At 71.7% G+C, this 17,946-nt stretch carries 14 protein-coding genes; 7 read left to right on the plus strand and 7 right to left on the minus strand.

Annotated elements, in window-relative coordinates:
- Window positions 1-3: 3 nt before the first annotated feature.
- From I8N67_RS35165 to rsmH, 4 genes are all read right to left on the minus strand, one after another.
- Window positions 4-1,677, minus strand: coding sequence for a UDP-N-acetylmuramoyl-L-alanyl-D-glutamate--2,6-diaminopimelate ligase (locus tag I8N67_RS35165; RefSeq protein WP_372443872.1), 1,674 nt, complete (start codon window positions 1,675-1,677; stop codon window positions 4-6).
- A 62-nt stretch (window positions 1,678-1,739) separates the two neighbouring features.
- On the minus strand, window positions 1,740-3,707 hold the full coding sequence (locus I8N67_RS35170; RefSeq protein ID WP_504740755.1) for a peptidoglycan D,D-transpeptidase FtsI family protein: 1,968 nt from the start codon (window positions 3,705-3,707) through the stop codon (window positions 1,740-1,742).
- A 5-nt stretch (window positions 3,708-3,712) separates the two neighbouring features.
- Window positions 3,713-4,291, minus strand: a complete 579-nt coding sequence (gene ftsL, locus I8N67_RS35175; RefSeq protein WP_200308351.1) for a cell division protein FtsL — start codon at window positions 4,289-4,291, stop codon at window positions 3,713-3,715.
- 111 nt (window positions 4,292-4,402) lie between these two features.
- Window positions 4,403-5,359 carry a 16S rRNA (cytosine(1402)-N(4))-methyltransferase RsmH gene (gene rsmH / locus I8N67_RS35180; protein WP_200308352.1) on the minus strand — a complete coding sequence of 319 codons (957 nt, stop codon included), beginning with the start codon at window positions 5,357-5,359 and terminating at the stop codon, window positions 4,403-4,405.
- Between the two features lie 264 nt (window positions 5,360-5,623).
- Here rsmH and I8N67_RS35185 point away from each other — a divergent pair, with 264 nt between their 5' ends.
- The 4 genes from I8N67_RS35185 (at window position 5,624) to I8N67_RS35200 (ending at window position 11,438) form a co-directional block, all read left to right on the plus strand.
- Window positions 5,624-6,232, plus strand: coding sequence for a beta-class carbonic anhydrase (locus I8N67_RS35185; RefSeq protein WP_200308353.1), 609 nt, complete (start codon window positions 5,624-5,626; stop codon window positions 6,230-6,232).
- Window positions 6,233-6,517: 285 nt separating this feature from the next.
- Window positions 6,518-7,558: an AAA family ATPase gene (locus tag I8N67_RS35190; protein WP_200308354.1), complete on the plus strand. Its 1,041-nt coding sequence runs from the start codon at window positions 6,518-6,520 to the stop codon at window positions 7,556-7,558.
- Window positions 7,555-8,913, plus strand: coding sequence for a DUF58 domain-containing protein (locus tag I8N67_RS35195; RefSeq protein ID WP_200308355.1), 1,359 nt, complete (start codon window positions 7,555-7,557; stop codon window positions 8,911-8,913). Before I8N67_RS35190 ends, I8N67_RS35195 begins: the two co-directional genes overlap by 4 nt.
- Window positions 8,910-11,438, plus strand: coding sequence for a transglutaminase TgpA family protein (locus I8N67_RS35200; RefSeq protein ID WP_200308356.1), 2,529 nt, complete (start codon window positions 8,910-8,912; stop codon window positions 11,436-11,438). The genes I8N67_RS35195 and I8N67_RS35200 overlap by 4 nt, the downstream gene beginning before the upstream one ends.
- Window positions 11,439-11,626: 188 nt before the next feature.
- Here the strand turns inward: I8N67_RS35200 and I8N67_RS35205 are convergent, their stop codons facing one another.
- From I8N67_RS35205 to I8N67_RS35215, 3 genes are all read right to left on the minus strand, one after another.
- Entirely contained in the window at window positions 11,627-12,025 is a 399-nt protein-coding gene (locus I8N67_RS35205; RefSeq protein ID WP_200308357.1) for an SCO2097 family morphological protein, read from the minus strand.
- A 288-nt stretch (window positions 12,026-12,313) separates the two neighbouring features.
- Window positions 12,314-13,141, minus strand: coding sequence for a methyltransferase (locus tag I8N67_RS35210; RefSeq protein WP_200308358.1), 828 nt, complete (start codon window positions 13,139-13,141; stop codon window positions 12,314-12,316).
- Window positions 13,142-13,275: 134 nt separating this feature from the next.
- Entirely contained in the window at window positions 13,276-13,815 is a 540-nt protein-coding gene (locus I8N67_RS35215) for an SAV_6107 family HEPN domain-containing protein (RefSeq protein ID WP_200308359.1), read from the minus strand.
- 191 nt (window positions 13,816-14,006) lie between these two features.
- On the opposite strand from I8N67_RS35215, the gene I8N67_RS35220 reads away from it, so the two are divergent.
- From I8N67_RS35220 to I8N67_RS35230, 3 genes are read left to right on the plus strand one after another with little or no spacing between them, the layout of a single operon-like run.
- Window positions 14,007-14,813, plus strand: a complete 807-nt coding sequence (locus I8N67_RS35220; protein WP_200308360.1) for an ATP-binding cassette domain-containing protein — start codon at window positions 14,007-14,009, stop codon at window positions 14,811-14,813.
- Window positions 14,785-16,869, plus strand: coding sequence for a YhgE/Pip domain-containing protein (locus I8N67_RS35225; protein ID WP_200308361.1), 2,085 nt, complete (start codon window positions 14,785-14,787; stop codon window positions 16,867-16,869). The genes I8N67_RS35220 and I8N67_RS35225 overlap by 29 nt, the downstream gene beginning before the upstream one ends.
- Window positions 16,870-16,904: 35 nt before the next feature.
- Window positions 16,905-17,537 (plus strand): TetR/AcrR family transcriptional regulator, encoded by a 633-nt coding sequence (locus tag I8N67_RS35230; protein WP_200308362.1) that lies wholly within the window; start codon window positions 16,905-16,907, stop codon window positions 17,535-17,537.
- Window positions 17,538-17,946 lie beyond the last annotated feature (409 nt).

The following is a 17,946-nucleotide window of genomic DNA, read 5'->3' on the forward strand; positions in this document are numbered from 1 at the left end:
AGTTCATCCCTGGGTCTGCTGGATAGCTTCGCGAAGCACCTGGCGGTCGTCGAAGGGACGTACCACGCCGGCGATGTCCTGGCCCTGCTCGTGGCCCTTGCCCGCGACCAGCACGGTGTCACCCGGCTGTGCGCGGGCCACCACCGCCGCGATCGCGGCGGCCCGGTCCTCGAACAGGAGCACTTCGCCGCGCTCGTGCACCGGCACGGACGCGGCTCCTTCGAGCATGGTCGCGAGGATCGCGAGGGGGTCCTCGGAGCGGGGGTTGTCGGAGGTCAGTACGGCGGTGTCGGCGTACCGGGCCATGGCGGCGCCCATCGGCGCGCGCTTGGTGCGGTCCCGGTCGCCGCCGCAGCCGAGCACGATGTGCAGCCGGCCCTCGGTGACCTTGTGCAGCGCCTTGAGGACCGACTCGACGGCGTCCGTCTTGTGCGCGTAGTCGACGACCGCGAGGTACGGCTGTCCGGCGTCCACGCGCTCCAGGCGGCCCGGCACGCCCGGTACTTCGGCGATGCCGTCGGCGGCGGTCTGCGGGTCGAGCCCGGCGGTGGCCAGCGCGGTGACGGCCGCGAGGGTGTTGGCGACGTTGAAGGTGCCCGGCAGCGGCGCCCGTGCGGCGATCCGCTCGCCCTTGGGCCCGACCGCCGTGAACGTCGAGTCCATCGGGCCGACCTGGACGTCCTCGGCGCGCCAGTCGGCGTCGGGGTGGCCCTCGGCGGAGAAGGTGACGACCGGGACCGTGGCCTGTGTGACGAGCCGGCGGCCGTACTCGTCGTCGAGGTTGACGACGCCGAGCCTGCTGCGTTCCGGCGTGAACAGCTGTGCCTTGGCCTGGAAGTAGTCCTCCATGCCGGAGTGGAACTCCATGTGTTCCGGGCTGAGGTTGTTGAAGACCGCGACGTCGAAGACACAGGCGTCGACGCGGCCGAGCACCAGGGCGTGGCTGGACACCTCCATGACGACCGAGTCGACGCCGCGTTCACGCATGACCGCGAACAGGGCCTGGAGGTCGGTGGCTTCGGGGGTGGTCCGCTCCGACTTGACGCGCTCGTCGCCGATACGTGTCTCGACCGTGCCGATGAGACCGGTGGACCGCACGGTCCGCAGCCCGCCCTCGACGAGGTACGCCGTGGTGGTCTTGCCGGAGGTGCCGGTGATGCCGATCTGGAGCAGGTCGCGGCCCGGGCGGCCGTAGATCGTGGCCGCCAGCTCGCCCATCCGCGCGCGCGGGTTCTCGACCGAGAGCACGGGGAGCCCGGTGGCGGCGGCGCGCTCGGCGCCGCTCGGGTCGGTGAGCACGGCGACCGCGCCGAGGCCGGCGGCCTGGGTCACGAAGTCGGCGCCGTGCAGGCGGGCGCCGGGCAGGGCGGCGTACAGGTCGCCGGGACGGACGGCGCGCGAGTCGTGGGTGATGCCCGTGACCTCGACGGCGTCCGCGCTCACGGGCTGCTCGGCACTCAGTTGACCGGCGAGTTCCGCGAGGGGTGTGGCGGAGACATGCACCGGCCGAGGCGGCCCCGGGTAGGTCACGGAAACGCCCTTCTGGGTGGTTTGGGACTGATCGGCGTGTGGCACGGCGGTGAGCGTACCGGGCGCACCCCCGCCGGAGCGAAGCGAGGGTTTGTGCGAGCGGCGCTGGGATGCGTGGTTCCCGGGGTCGGGAGTGATCATGGTCACGGGGCGGTCCCTGGCAGGTTGCGCTGATCAGTGGGCGGATCAGGATGTGGTCGGGAGACGGGTCAGGGGGTGAAGGTGACGGGCAGGTTCGCGGGCTTCCCCCCGGTCGGCGGGACCTGAAGGGTCTTCAGGGCGAACTCCATGACCTCCTTGTAGATGGGCCCGCAGATCTGGCCGCCGAAGTAGCTGCCCTCGGTGGCGTTCTGGATCGAGCAGTAGACGGTGATCCGCGGGTTGTCGGCGGGCGCGAACCCCGCGAACGACGAGGTGTAGCCGTGGTACCGGCCGGTGGCCGGATCCACACGGTTGGCCGTACCCGTCTTGCCCGCGACCCGGTAGCCGGGGATACGGGCCTTGGTGCCCGTGCCCTCCTGGTCGTCCACGACGGACTCCAGCATCCGGGCGAGGGTCTTCGCCGTCTTCTCGCTCACGACCCGCGTCCTGTCGGGCTTCGTGGCGGAGACGAAGCGGCCGTCGGGCCCCTTGGTGCCTCGTACGAGGGTCGGTTCGACGCGTACACCGCCGTTGGCGATCGTCGAGTAGACGGAGGCCGCCTGCAGGGCGTTGATCGAGAAACCCTGGCCGAAAGGGATCGTGTACTGCTGCGAGGTCGACCAGTCGCCGGGCGCCGCGAGGATGCCCTTGGTCTCGCCGGGGAAGCCGAGGCCGGTGTAGCCGCCGATGCCGAACTTGCGCAGGTACGAGTAGAGGATCTGGTTGGACTCCCGCTGGTTCCTGCCGAGTTCGCCGGTGGCCAGGATGGTGCCGATGTTGCTGGACTTGGCGAGCACACCGTTGAGCGTCAGGTACCAGGTCGGGTGGTTGATGTCGTCCTTGAAGAGGCGGTCGCCGCGGTGCAGCCGGTTGGGCACGGTGACGTGCGTTCCCGGGGTCGCGACGTTCTCCTCCAGTACGGCGGCCATCGACATGACCTTGGCGGTGGAACCGGGCTCGTAGGCGTCCTGGAGGGAGGCGTTGCCCAGGGCGTCCGGGTTCGCCTCGGTGAGGTCGTTGGGGTCGAAGCCGGGCGAGTTGGCCATGGCGAGGACCTCGCCGGTGCGGGTGTCCTGCACTATCACGTAGCCGCGGTCCGCCTTGGACTTCTTCACCTGCTCGGTGATGGCGTTCTGGGCGGCCCACTGGATGTCCCGGTCGATGGTCAGCTCCACGTCGGAACCGGCCACGGCGGGCGTCTCGGTGGAGCCCGCGGTGGGCACAAGACGGCCGCCGGACTGGGCGTAGCGGATCTTGCCGTCCTTGCCCGCCAGGTACTTGTTCAGCTGCTGCTCGACACCGCCGCCGCCCTTGCCCTCGGAGTTGACCCAGCCGAGTATCCCGGCGGCGAGGTCGCCGTTGGGGTACACGCGCTTGCTGCTGGGCTCCTGAAAGACGCCCGCCAGCACGTTGACCGTGCCCTTCTCGTCCCTGGCCTTCTTGACGAGCGCGGTCTTCAGGTCGCTGATCTGGTTCCAGACCTGGGGGGTCTGGCGGCGCGCGAGCAGCACATAGCGCGTGTTCTGGGTCCGCAGTCTGTCGGCGATCGTCTCCTGGTCCGCGCCGAGGATCGGCGCGAGGAGCGCGGCCGCCTGCTCGGGCCCGTCGTCGACCTTGAGCTGCTTGCGGGTGAACATCGTCGGGTCGGCCGTGATGTCGTTGGCGTCCGTGCTGATCGCCAGGTCGACGCCGTTGCGGTCGGTGATCCCGCCGCGCTCGGCGGCCAGCACCCGGCCGACATAGCGGTTCTGGTCGGCCTTGGCCGCGTACTCGCTCGCGTCGACGGCCTGCACCTGGAGCAGCCGTACGACGAAGGCGATCATCACCAGGGTCAGCGCGAGGCTCACCATGCGCAGCCGGGGGCGGGGGCTGCCCAGGCGGATGGAGGGCGCGGCCGGCTGCCGGGGGGTGCCCGGGCGGCGCTGCGCGGCGGGGCGGCCGCCGGGGCCCGGGCGGCGCTGCTGGTTGCCCGGGCGCACGGGCCGGGCGGGCCCGGGGACGCGGCGGCGGGGGGGCTGCCTGCCTGAATCGGCCACTTCCGTCACCTGCCGGGGTTCGTCGGGAGCTGGGGGGACTGTACGGACGGGCCGGTGGGGGTGGGGGTGACCTCGGGCTCCGGTGTCTGCGGCTGGGGCGGTGCCTGCGCCGGCGTCGGAGAGGTCGCGGCGGCCGAAGGTGTGGGCGCCGGGCTCGCGGCCGGTCCGGGGTCGAGCACCTCGGGTGCGAGGACCAGCGGCATACGGGCCACGGACTGCTCGACGGCGGGCCCCGGTACACCCTTGACGGTGCCGTCGGGGTTCAGGAAGGCCGGGTCGCCGCCGGGGACCATGCCCAGCTCGCGGGCGCGGCGCTGGAGGGCGTCGGGCGCGGAGTAGGCGTCCACGTCCCGCTGGAGCGCCTGTTCCTCGTCGGTGTAGCTCTTCACGTCGTCCTGGAGGTCGTCGAGCTTGAACGACCCTTCGCTGAGCGCGGAGTTCAGCACCAGGAGGCCGATGAGGCCGCCGCCCAGGAGAAGGACGACCAGGAGGACGAACGGGGTGCGGGCGGCGCGGCCCTGCCCCGTCGGCAGGAGCCGCGCGAGACGGGCGGCCCTGCCCCTCAGTTCGGGTTTCCTACTCACGGGCCCTCCCTGCGAGTTCGTTTTCCGGACCCACTCACCGTCCCCGCGAGTTCGCTTTTCGGACTCACTCACCGTCCCCTTCGCGCACCTTGTACGGCCGCCCTGGACGCGTCATTCGGCGTCCTCCCGGATGCGTTCCGCTCCCCGCAGACGGGCGGGGGCGGCGCGCCGGTTCTCGGCGACCTCTTCCTCGGTGGGAAGTTCGGCACCACGGGTGAGGAGCTTGAGCCGCGGCTGGTAGCGCTCGGGCACGACGGGCAGTCCGGGGGGCGCGGTGGTGGCGGCGCCCCCCGCGAACACCTGCTTGACGAGGCGGTCTTCGAGCGAGTGGTACGACAGCACGGCGATCCGGCCGCCGACCGCGAGGGACTTCACGGCGGCGGGGATCGCCCGCTCCAGGACGGTGAGTTCGCCGTTGACCTCGATGCGCAGCGCCTGGAAGGTGCGCTTGGCGGGGTTGCCGCCGGTGCGCTTGGCCGCCTGCGGCAGGGAGTCGCGGATCAGTTCGACGAGGCGCGCGCTGTTGGCGAAGGGCTCCTTGTCGCGCTCACGCACGATCGCGGAGACGATCCGCTTGGCCTGCTTCTCCTCGCCGTACGCCCTGAGGATCCGAACGAGTTCGCCCGGCGGGTAGGTGTTGAGGACCTCGGCCGCGCTGATGCCGGTCGTCTGGTCCATGCGCATATCGAGGGGCGCGTCCTGGGCGTACGCGAAGCCTCGGTCGGCCTCGTCGAGTTGCATGGAGGAGACGCCGAGGTCGAACAGGACGCCCTGGACGCGCGGGCGGCCGAGGCGGTCGAGCACATCGGGGAGTTCGTCATAGACGGCGTGCACGAGCGTGGCGCGCTCCCCGAAGGGGGCGAGCCGCTCGCCGGACAGCCGCAGCGCCTCCTTGTCGCGGTCGAGCGCGACGAGCCGGGCCTCGGGGAACCGGGTGAGCAGCGCCTCGCTGTGGCCGCCGAGGCCGAGCGTGCAGTCGACCACCACGGCACCGGGCTCCGTGAGAGCCGGGGCCAGCATGTCCAGGCACCGCTGGAGCATGACGGGAACGTGGCGGCTGTTGCTCAAGGGGCCCTCTCAGGTCCGGCGCGAGCCGCACGTACGCGCCGCGCACGCGGGGAGACGCCGGGCAGTCACCGGATCTCCTGGGGATTTCAGTCCAGCAGGGGCTCTTCGCCGCCCGCTCCGCGTCACTTTAGTCCACGGCCCTTCGCGGTCAATCAACCGGCCTGCGCGTCGCGACGCCTTCCCCGGCGAAGCCTCGAAAGGGGAGAATTCACTCACATGGGCGCGATCCGCCCACTCCTGTGGGTTACCTCACAACAAACCTCAATGACGTTCTTTGTCCCCTCTCACAAAGGGCTCCCAGCGGGCGTGACCAGTACCGTCATGGTTATGACGACCTCCGCATCAGTTCCCACCGGACCCGAAGGCGCCATATCCGACGGCACCGTCACCGACCGTCTCGTCGAGGCGAACGGACGGTACGCCGCCGCGTTCACCGATCCCGGGATGGACGCCCGTCCCGTCCTCCGTGTCGCGGTCGTGGCCTGCATGGACGCCCGCCTCGACCTGCATGACGCGCTCGGCCTGGAGCTCGGCGACTGCCACACCATCCGTAACGCGGGCGGCGTCGTCACCGACGACGTGATCCGTTCCCTCACCATCAGCCAGCGCAAGCTCGGCACCCGCAGCATCGTCCTCATCCACCACACCGGCTGCGGCCTGGAGTCCCTCACCGAGGACTTCCGCACCGAGCTGGAGGCGGAGGTCGGCCAGCGCCCGGCCTGGGCGGTGGAGTCCTTCCGGGACGTCGACCAGGACGTACGCCAGTCCATGCAGCGGGTGCGCACCAACCCGTTCCTGCTGTACTCCGACGATGTGCGAGGCTTCGTCTTCGATGTGAAGACGGGGCTCCTCCGGGAGATCGACCCGGCCTGAGCACCGTCGAACCGGCCCGCCCCCAGCGGCCTCCTACAGGCCCGGGGCGGTCCGGCGCAGCCCGGGTTTCCTGTCAATCTCCTGGCAACCCGGTGTTCAAAGGATTGCAAAGCTGACATATCGCGGCCAGTTATCCACAGGCGAGTGACACGGATTGGTAACGGCAGCAAGAATGCGGGTGTGACGTCACGCGGGACCGTTCCCGCGTGGTGTCCGTGTTTCGGGGTGGGCCGGTCCGCATCGCAGAGCGTCGGCCCGGAGAAAGAACGGGCCTAGGAGGGCCGTGTGACGACCTATGACGATCGAGCGAGCCTCACTGATCTGACCAGCACTGTGGAGCGAGTCCGCAGCTCGGTCGAAGGAGTGATCGAAGGCAAGCCTGAGGTCGTACGGCTTTCGCTGACAGTGCTGCTCGCCGAGGGACATCTTCTGATCGAAGACGTACCCGGCGTCGGCAAGACCATGCTGGCCAAGGCCCTGGCGCGGTCCATCGACTGCTCCGTGCGGCGTATTCAGTTCACGCCGGACCTGCTGCCGTCGGACATCACAGGTGTGTCCATCTGGGACCAGCAGCGCAAGGAGTTCGAGTTCAAGCCGGGCGCGATCTTCTCGCAGATCGTGATCGGCGACGAGATCAACCGCGCCTCGCCGAAGACGCAGTCCGCGCTCCTGGAGTCCCTGGAGGAGGGCCAGGTCACCATCGACGGCACGACGTACGAGCTGCCGAGCCCCTTCATGGTGGTGGCCACCCAGAACCCGGTGGAGATGGAGGGCACCTACCCGCTGCCGGAGGCCCAGCGCGACCGCTTCATGGCCCGCGTCTCCGTCGGCTACCCCAGTCCGGAGGCCGAGCTGCAGATGCTCGACGTCCACGGCGGGGTCTCGCCGCTGGAGGACATGCAGCCGGTGGCGCACGCCCACGAGATCCTGAAGCTGATCGAGGCCGTCCGCAACGTGCACGTCGCGGAAACGGTCCGGCGCTACGCGGTGGACCTGGTCGGCGCCACCCGCGCCCACCCGGACCTCAGACTCGGCGCCTCGCCGCGTGCCACGCTGCATCTGGTGCGCGCGGCGAAGGCGACCGCCGCCCTGAGCGGCCGCGAGTACGCGCTGCCGGACGACATCCAGTCGCTCGCCGTGGCCGTCCTCGCCCACCGGCTGCTGCCGACCGCCCAGGCCCAGCTCAACCGCCGGACCCCGGAGCAGGTGGTCCAGGAGATCCTCCAGCGCACGCCGGTGCCGCAGGCGCCCCAGCCGCAGAGCGGCTTCGGCTCGGCCCACGCCACGCCCGCGTATCCGCAGCAGCCGCCGCGGAGGCTTGGATGACCACCGGCGGGCCGGCGCCCGCCCCGGAGCAGGACAAGGGCGGGCTGCGCACGGCCCTGGCCGGCCTCACCACACGCGGGCGCTCCTTCCTGGCCGCCGGCATAGCGGCCGCCATCTGCGCGTACGTCCTCGGGCAGAGCGATCTGCTCCGGGTCGGCCTGCTGCTCGCCGTGCTGCCGCTGGTCTGCACGACCGTGCTGTACCGCACCCGCTACCGGGTCGCGGGCAGCCGCCGCCTCTCCCCCGCGCGGGTGCCCGCCGGCAGCGAGGCCCGCGTCCATCTGCGGATGGACAACGTCTCGCGGCTGCCCACCGGGCTGCTGATGCTCCAGGACCGGGTGCCGTACGTGCTCGGTCCGCGCCCCCGGTTCGTCCTGGACCGGGTGGAGGCGGGCGGCCGCCGCGAGGTGTCGTACCGCGTCCGTTCCGACCTGCGCGGCCGCTATCCGCTGGGCCCGCTCCAGCTGCGCCTGACCGACCCGTTCGGCATGTGCGAGCTGACCCGGTCCTTCTCGACGTACGACACCCTGACGGTCATCCCGCGCGTGGAGGCGCTGTCGCCGGTGCGGCTGAGCGGTGAGGCGAAGGGGTACGGGGACGGGCGGCAGCGTTCACTGGCGCTGGCCGGCGAGGACGACATAATCCCGCGCGGCTACCGGCACGGCGACGACCTGCGCCGGGTGCACTGGCGTTCGACAGCGCGCTACGGCGAGCTGATGGTGCGCCGCGAGGAGCAGCCCCAGCGTGCCCGCTGCACGGTACTGCTGGACACCCGGGCCGAGGCGTACCTCGGCGCGGGCCCGGACTCGGCCTTCGAGTGGGCCGTCTCCGGCGCCGCTTCCATGCTGGTGCACATGCTCGAACGGGGCTTCTCCGTACGACTGTTGACGGACACCGGCAATTCGGTGCCCGGCGAGGGGGCCGACGGCTTCGCGGGCGCCAGCCAGGAGTCCGCCGACGCGGCCGGGCTGATGATGGACACCCTCGCGGTGGTCGACCACTCGGACGGCACAGGCCTGTCGCCCGCGTACGACGTGCTGCGCGGCGGCAACGAGGGGCTGCTGGTCGCCTTCCTCGGTGACCTCGACGAGGAGCAGGCGACGGTGATCGGCAAGATGCGTCAGCGCAGCGGCGGGGCGGTCGCCTTCCTGCTGGACAGCGAGGCGTGGACGACCGAGCCGGGTGAGGTGCCCGGTGCCGGGAGCGCCAGTGAGGAGTCGCTGCGTCTGCTTCAGGAGGCGGGCTGGACGGCGCTGACCGTGCCGCGCGGCGCCTCGCTGACGGACCTGTGGCGCCAGGCGGACCAGCAGCGCACCGGTGTGGTGTCCGGCAGCGGTATGGGGGGACGGTCATGAGCGGTCGCGCGAGGCTGGCACTGTGCGCCTGGGCCGCCACGGTCATGGCTGCGTGCGCGCTGCTGCCACTGGTCGACCCGGCGACCTGGATCTTCCAGGTCGCCGTGATGCTGGGCGTGCAGACCGGGGTGGGAGCCCTCACCCGGCGGGTCCCGCTGGCCCGGCCGCTGACCGTGGCCGCGCAGGCGCTGGTCACCCTGATGATGCTGACGCTGGTCTTCGTCCGGGAGCAGGCGGTGGCCGGGATCGTGCCCGGCCCGGAGGCGTTCCAGCGCTTCGCGACGCTGCTGCAGACCGGTGGGGAGGACATCGGGCGGTACGCCATCCCGGCACCGCTGAGCGACGGCATCCAGCTGATGATCATCGGCGGTGTCCTGGTGATCGGCCTCATGGTCGACGCGCTCGCGGTGACGTTCCGCAGCGCGGCCCCGGCCGGTCTGCCGCTGCTCGCGCTCTACTCGGTCGCCGCGGGGCTCTCCGACGGCGCCGCGTGGCTGTGGTTCGTGCTCGCGTCCACCGGCTATCTGCTGCTGCTCCTGACCGAGAGCCGCGACCGGCTCTCGCAGTGGGGCCGCGTCTTCGGCGGGGCCGCCCGCGGTCCGGCGGTCGACTCCGGGAGCGGCGCCGTCGCCCCGGTGCGCAGCGGGCGGCGCATCGGCGCGGTCGCGCTGGGCATCGCCCTGGTGGTGCCGCTCGCGCTGCCCTCCCTCGACGGCGGGCTGCTGGACGGTGTGGGCACCGGCATCGGCGGCGGCTCCGGTGGCGGCGGCACGATCGCCGCGGTGAACCCCGTGGTGTCGCTGCGCAACAGCCTGAACGTGGACGAGGACCGGCAGGTCCTGTCCTACCGCACCAACACGGACAACCTGCAGGAGATGTATCTGCGGATCGTGTCCCTGGACGAATTCGACGGCACGTCCTGGACGCCGACCGAGCGCTCCATCACGAAGGTGCCGGACGACTTCGGCACACCGATCGGCCTCAGCCCCGACGTCAAGCGAACCTCCATCGAGACCCGGGTCGTCGCGGCGGAGGACTACGAGCAGGACTGGCTGCCGATGCCGTATCCGGTGACCGGTGTGGACATCGACGGCGACTGGCGGTACGAGCCCGTGGGGCGCACGCTCGTCGGTGACCACGACCAGGACACCAAGGGCGCGCAGTACAAGGTCGAGAGCCTGATCGTGCAGCCGACGGCGGAGCAGCTCTCCTCGGCGCCGGAGCCGCCGCCGTCCCTGCGGCGGGAGTACACCAAGGTGCCCTCCTCGCTGCCGTCGGTGGTGGCGCGGACCGCGCTCGAGGTCACCGAGGGCGCGAAGAACAACTACGAACGGGCCGTGAAGCTCCAGGACTGGTTCGCGTTCAGCGGCGAGTTCACGTACGACACGGAGGTGCGGGTCGGCACGGGGGCGCGGGCGATAGCCCGTTTCCTGGAGGAGAAGGAGGGCTTCTGCGTCCACTTCTCCTTCGCGATGGCGGCGATGGCCCGCACGCTGGGCATACCGGCCCGGGTGGCGGTGGGCTTCACCCCCGGCACCCCGCAGACGAACGGCACGATGTCGGTGGGGCTGCGTGACGCGCACGCCTGGCCGGAGCTGTACTTCGAGGGCGTGGGCTGGACCCGCTTCGAGCCGACCCCCAACCGAGGTACGACGCCTGAGTACACCCAGCCCGAGTCGTCCGGCACCGGCGGTCTGCCCGAGGTGCCCCGGCCCTCGCAGTCGGCGTCCACAGCGCCCTCGGCCGAGCCGTCGGCGAGCGCGACCTGCACGGCGCAGGAGGTGAAGCTGGAGGCCTGCGCGAGCGAGTCCGCGGCGGCCGTGGCGGGTGGCGACGACGGCAAGCGCTCGTTCTGGGCTCTGCTGTTCTTCTCGCCCTGGACGTTGTTGATCCTTCCGGGGGCGCTGGCGGTGCTGGCGATTCCGTTGCTGCCGATGCTGTGGCGGCTGCGGATGCGGTCCGTACGGCTCGGCGCGCACGACCGCGCGATGCGGCGGCCGGCTCATGAGCCGGCCGCCGCACGCGAGGTGACCGGCGAGGGGGTACTGGAAGGGCTCCCGGAGCCACCGGGCCAGGCCGCCGCGTACGGCCGCACAGAGGCCGCGGCTGCCCATGCGCTGGCCGCCTGGCAGGAGGTGACCGACACGGCGTGGGACTACGGGATCGCGCCGGACGAGTCGCAGACGCCCCGCAAGGCCGCCGCGCGAATCGTGCGGCTCGGGGAGCTCGAACCGTCGGCCGCGGATTCGGTGCACCGGGTGGCGGCGGCGGTGGAGCAGGTCCTCTTCGCTCCGCGTCCGCAGATCCCGGGGGGCCTCGCTCGGGACGCGCACGACGTCGGGGTCGGTCTGCGGGCCCATGCCGGCCGCCGGACGCGCCTGCGGGCACTCCTGCTGCCGCGTTCGACCGTCCGGGTGGCCTGGGCCCTCTCCGCCCGCTGGGCGGAGATCCGCGACAAGTTGGTGTCCCGTGTCCCGACGCCGCGGCTGCCCTGGCGGCGGCCGTCGCCAGGGCGACAGAGCTGAGGGCTCCACACGGGTCCGAGGCTCCACAATGCGTCTGCCCCCGCCGGGTTCGCCCGGCCGGGGCAGACGCATGTAGGGCGCCGGCGGCAGACGGCTGGAGCCGGGCATGCCTGAAGGGTGACCGCCCCGTGGGTGGTCACCCTTCGTCCGTCTTCAGCTGTGGCTGTCGGGCCGGGACTCCGGGGGGCTCAGTGGCCGCCCTGCTCGTCACGACGGCGCTGCCAGCGCTGTTCGATTCGGTCCATCATGGAGCGGCGCTGTCGGGTCTGACGAGCACCTGCGGAGCCTGCGGCATCTGTGGGCTGCTCACCCGGCTTGGGGGCCTTGCGCCAACCGGTGACGGCGAGCACGGCGCAACCCAGCATGACGAGGAATCCCACCACGCTGACCCAGATCTGCTGCGTGACCATTCCGGTCATGAGGAGCGCGATACCCAGCAGAAAGCCCGCGACCGCCTGGTAGACCCGCCGCCGGGTGTACGTACGCAGCCCGCTTCCCTCAAGCGCTGACGCGAACTTGGGATCTTCGGCGTACAGCGCTCGCTCCATCTGCTCGAGCATGCGCTGCTCGTGCTCTGAGAGCGGCACGGAGTCCTCCTCATCGTGCGGTCGCCGGAGCGACCCGGGGGGTCCTCTTCAGGATAGGCAGGGAATCGCCCCCTTGAAACCCGCCCCTCTACGCCAATTCGCCAACCGGAATCCGCCATGGCGCCCCGATCCGCTGAGGTGTGGATTCCCCAGCGAACGGTCCGTCATGCCGGAACGGCCTCCCTCGATCATACGGCTCCGCGCGCCCGATCGGGTGGCCTGTGGCGTACTCCATCCGCCGCCGCGCCCCTGATCAGCGGGTCACCCTCATTCGGCTCGGGAGACGGTTCAGGCCTCGGCAGCCCCCCGGCTCTCGCCAAGCACATGGAGCTGGGTGGCCACGGAGTGGAAGGCGGGCAGTTCGGCGGCCGCCGCCTCCAGCTTGAGCAGGGCGTCCAGGGCGCCTGGTTCGGTGTCGACGAGGACCCCGGGGACCAGGTCGGCGAAGACCCGGACGCCGTGCACGGCGGCGACCTCCAGGCCCGCGCCCTCGACCAGCGCGGTGAGCTGCTCGGCGGTGAAGCGGTGCGGAACCGGATCACCCTCGCCCCAGCGTCCGTTCGGGTCGTCGAGCGCCTGCCGGGCCTCCTTGAAGTGCCCGGCGAGGGCACGGGCGAGCACCGCGCCGCCCAGGCCTGCGGCGAGCAGGCTGAGCACGCCCTCGGGGCGCAGCGCGGCGACCGCGTTGCCGATGCCTTCGGCGGGGTCGTCCACGTACTCCAGGACGCCGTGGCACAGCACGGCGTCGTGGCCGCCGCGCTCGACGACGTCGAAGAGGCCGTGCGCGTCGCCCTGGACGCCCCGCACGCGGTCGGCGACGCCGGCCTCGGCGGTCCGGCGCTCCAGCGCGAACAGCGCGTTCGGGCTGGGGTCCACTACGGTGACGCGGTGGCCGAGGCGGGCCACCGGCACCGCGAACTTGCCGCTGCCGCCCCCGGTGTCCAGGACGTCGAGCGACTCACGTCCCGTGGCCTTCACCCGGCGGTCGAGGGCGTCCTGAAGGACCTCCCAGACCACGGCGGTACGGAGGGAGGCACGGGGTCGAGGGGGGTCGGAGCGCGGCGACGTCGAGTGAGGGCGGTGGGGGGAGACGGGCGGGCGCATCGGGTCCGACACGGCAGTTGACTCCTCGGCGCGGCACCGCCTGGTGTGCGGCGGAGCGATGGGCTTGCGTCTCCGCCACGGGCACGGTGGCCGCGGCGGAGGATGCTGATGTACCCAACCCTAATGGGCGGCGCCGGGACGGCCGGTCAGCCCGCGTCGGGGACTGCGGGGTCGTCGTCCTGCCGGGGCTGCGGCAGGACCGGCTGGAGCACCAGCATCCGCTCGACGAGGCGCAGGAACATCGCCACGTCGCGGATGAGGTCGTCGGCGTCGCGCATGCTCGCCGCGCCCTGCATGCCCGCCTCGGCGCGTGCCCGGCGGGCGGCGCCGGAGGCGAACAGGGCGCTCCACTCGGCGAGTTCGGGTGCTATCTCGGGGAGCACTTCCCAAGCGCTCCGTATCTTGGCCCGCCGCTTCAGGGTGGGCTCGGGGCGGCCCCGGGCGGCGAGCACCGCGGCGGCGGTGCGCAGGGCGGCCAGATGAGCCGTGGCGTACCGCTCGTTGGGCATCGGGAGGCCGGAGGCCTCGTCGAGTCCGGCGCGGGCCTGGGCGAGCAGGTCGAGAGCGGCGGGCGGGGCGGTCGCCCGGCGCAGCACGGGGTGTACGTCGCTTGCCGGGCCGGTCGGTGAGGGGGCAGGGCCGGGGGCGCGGCGCCGGTTGGCGGCTGCTGCGTGGTAGCTGGCCATGACGAGCCTCCTGTCGTCTTTGTGACGGCACGCCCGGACACGAGGTGCCGTATGTGCCCATCGTGAGGTATGCCACTGACAATCCGTTCTGACCTGCACTTTTGCTCCGATCAGACGTTCGGGGTAGTTTTTGCACTGACTAGTCAGTGCAAAAAACTTGAAGACGTGAAGAGAAGAGGGGCCGGGGGCACATGGGAGAGCCACTGTCGACGGACGCGGGCGGCGGGGTCGCCGTCGGCGCCGAGAAGTTCGGACTCAAGGGGCCTCGCGGCTGGGCGTTCCGGGGTGTGGGGTTCGAGGCGGAGCCCGGTTCGCTGATCGCGATCGAGGGGCCGTCGGGGTCGGGCCGGACCTGTCTGCTGCTCGCGCTCACCGGGCGCATGAAGCCGAGCGAAGGTCATGCCACGGTGGGCTCCCTCCGGCTGCCGAAGCGGATGGCAGCCGTCCGCCGGATCAGCGCCCTCGCCCACGTCCCCGGCGTCACCGACCTCGACCCGGCCCTGACCGTCGGGGAGCACCTGCGCGAACGGGCGCTGCTGCAGCGGCGGTTCGACGGCTCCCTGCGTGGACTGCTGCGGCCCAGGGCCGAGCGGACGGCCGCGGCGAAGCTCCGGATCGACACCGCCCTGGCCGCCGCCGGGCTCGACCGCGAGGAGCTGCCCAAGGGCTCCCGGACCGCCGTACGCGATCTGGACCGGCTTCAGGCGCTGCGGCTGTCTCTCGCTCTCGCCCTCATCGGCCGGCCTCGGCTGCTCGGCGTCGACGACACCGATCTGAAGCTCTCCGACGCCGAACGCGCCGAGATGTGGACCCTGTTGAGGTCGCTCGCCGAGTCCGGCAGCACGGTCGTGGCCGTGTGCAGCGAGGCCCCTCAGGGGGCGGTCGTCGTGTCGACGGCGCCCGGGAGGACCGTGCCCGAGACGAACACCGCGTCCGAGAAGAACACCGACGACGACAAGGAGACGGCCGATGCGCTCGCCGGGACTGGCCGCGCTTGAGCTCAGGCGGTTCGGCCGGGGCAAGCTGCCGCGGGCCGCGCTGGTCTCGCTCCTGCTGCTGCCGCTGTTGTACGGCGCCCTGTACCTGTGGTCCTTCTGGGACCCGTACGGCCGGCTCGACCGTATCCCCGTGGCCTTGGTGAACGACGACAAGGGGGCGTCGGCCGGCGAGGAGAGGCTCACGGCCGGGGACGACATCGCCCGGGGGCTGCGGGACAGCGACACCTTCGAGTGGCATCGGGTGAGCGCCGCCGAGGCCCGTGCGGGGGTCGAGGACGGCACGTACTACCTGTCGCTGACGATGCCGGCGGACTTCAGCGAGGAGGTCGCGTCCAGTTCCGGGGACGCGCCGGAGACGGGCGCCCTTCAGGTGCGTACGAACGACGCGAACAACTACATCGTCGGGCAGATCTCGCGGACGGTGTTCTCCGAGGTGCGGACGGCGGCGTCGACGAAGGCGTCGCGGTCGTTCCTGGACCGGATCTTCATCTCGTTCTCGGACATCCACGAGGAGACCGAGAAGGCCGCGGGCGGCGCCGACGACCTCAAGGTCGGCATCGACAAGGCGGAGCAGGGCTCCAAGGACCTCGCGGACAGGCTCAAGGAGGCAAAGGAGGGCAGCGGGGAGCTGTCCGGCGGGCTCAAGGACCTGGACGAGGGCGCGGGCGATCTGGAGGACGGCGCCCAGCAGGTCGCGGACGGCACAGGAAAGCTCGCCGACAAGGTCGGCGGCGCGGCGGACCAGGTGCGGCCCTTCCTGACGGAGAACGGCGACACGATCGCCGACACCGCCACCCTGGTCGCCGACTCGGCGGCCACGATCCGGGGCCGCCTCGACGCGTTCGTCACGACGGCGCCGGCCGCCGAGACGGGCACCCGGGCCGCCTCCGACACCCTGGACGACGTCTACAAGCAGCGCTGCGAGGACGCCGTACTGCCCGACGCTGCCTGCGCGGACCTGAAGAAGGCGAAGGACGCGGCGGCGCAGGCCGCGACGCTCGCCGCGGACGTCAACACGGTGGTGAAGAACTACGGCGGTGACATGAAGGCCTTCGACAAGGACCTGGAGACCCTGGAGAAGCAGGCCCGCGCCCTCGCGAAGGCGGCGCCCACCCTCTCCGCGGACCTCGACAACGCCGTCGCCAAGGTGAACGCGCTCGACAAGGGCGCCACGAATGTCGCCAAGGGGGCCAAGGCGCTGCACACCGGCCTCGGCACCGCCAGGACCGGCGCGGTGGACCTGGACACGGGCGTCGGCGATCTGAAGACGGGTGCTGTCGACCTCAAGGGCGGCATGTACAAGCTGGCCGACGGTTCCGGGAAGCTGGCGGGCGGTCTGCACGACGGGGCCGAGCAGATCCCGGACTACGACGAGCGGGACCGCGACAAGCGCACCGAAGTGATGGCCGACCCGGTGCGGTTGGCCACGAAGGACCTGCACAAGGCACCCAACTACGGCACCGGCTTCGCCCCGTACTTCATCCCGCTGTCCCTGTGGGTGGGCGCGATGGTGGCGTACATGCTGATCCAGCCGCTCAACCGGCGGGCCCTCGCGGCGGGGGCCTCGGCGTGGCGGATCGCGCTGGCGGGCTGGCTGCCGGTGGCCGCGCTGGGCGTGCTGCAGACGGTCGCGCTGATGGGGGTGCTCCACTGGGCCGTCGGTCTGGAGATGGTGCGGGCGGCCGGGACGGTGGGCTTCCTGTTCCTGGTGACGGCGTGCTTCGCGGCGATCGTGCAGTGGCTCAACGCGCGCTTCGGGGCGGCCGGCCGGATCCTCGTCCTCGCCTTCCTGATGCTCCAGTTGACGTCCGCGGGCGGCACGTATCCCGTGCAGACCAGCCCGGACTTCTTCAACGCGGTCCATCCGTTCCTGCCGATGAGCCATGTCGTGGACGCGCTCAGGAGGCTCATCACGGGCGGCGGCCTCGGCCCGGTGTGGCAGGCGTGCGCGGTGCTGGTGGCCTTCACCGTCGGCGCCCTGGCGCTCACCGCCGTCTCCGCCCGCCGCAAGCAGGTGTGGACCTTGGACCGGCTGCACCCGGAGTTGAGCCTGTGACCGCGCACGGCACGGTTCCTGTGACAATCAGGGCCATGGAAAGCAGCAACTCCCCCGGCGGCGCAGGCGGGGGCCGCCGCGAGGCGACCCGGCAGAAACTCTATGAGGCGGCCGTCACGCTCATCGCGGAGCAGGGGTTCTCCGCCACCACGGTGGACGAGATCGCCGAGCGCGCCGGCGTCGCCAAGGGCACGGTCTACTACAACTTCGCGAGCAAGTCGGTCCTCTTCGAGGAGCTGCTGCGGCACGGCGTGGGGCTCCTCACCGCCTCCCTCAGGGACGCGGCCGAGCGGACCGCCGAGGCCGGCGGCAGCAAGGTCGACTCCCTGGACGCGATGGTCCGGGCCGGCCTCGTCTTCATCGACCGATACCCGTCCTTCACCCAGCTGTACGTGGCCGAGCTGTGGCGCACCAACCGGGCCTGGCAGTCCACGCTGATGGTGGTCCGGCAGGAGGCGGTCGCGGTCGTCGAGGGCGTGCTGCGGGAGGGCGTCGAGGCGGACGAGCTGAGCGAGGAGATCGACATCGGGCTCACGGCATCGGCCCTGGTCGGCATGGTCCTGGTGGCCGCCCTGGACTGGCAGGCCTTCCAGCCGGAACGTTCCCTGGACGACGTCCACGCGGCGCTGTCCCGGTTGCTGCAAGGGCGAGTGAGCGGGAAGCCGTAGCGGGACCGCCTGACGTTCGGCCGCCCGACCCGTCGTGTCGCCGGTCGGCATACGAGAGCGCCGGTCCGAACTGGCCGCGTCCCCCGCGGGCCACCTCGAACCGGCGCTTCCCAGTTCCCCCCGTTTCCCCCGTGCCTCGCTCCCGCCGACTTGTCACGCTCGTCGACGGAAGGAGCGGTCAAGAGCGCGAGAGCCGTTCCGCCGCCCCGTGTCGGCGGTGCCGGAGCCGCGCCCCTTTCCGTGCCTCCACTCTCCCGTTGACGCAGGTCGGAGCCCATCCGTGCGCGTACTCATCTCTCCCCCTAGGTACGTGTACTCAGACCTGCGCACTCACGCCCAGAACTGCCGTTGCCAACTGGTGACGAACACGTCCGCGCTCGTACTCCCCCAAGCGCCGCGCCCCGTAAGC

The organism is Streptomyces adelaidensis (assembly GCF_016598475.1).
GTDB lineage: Bacteria > Actinomycetota > Actinomycetes > Streptomycetales > Streptomycetaceae > Streptomyces > Streptomyces adelaidensis.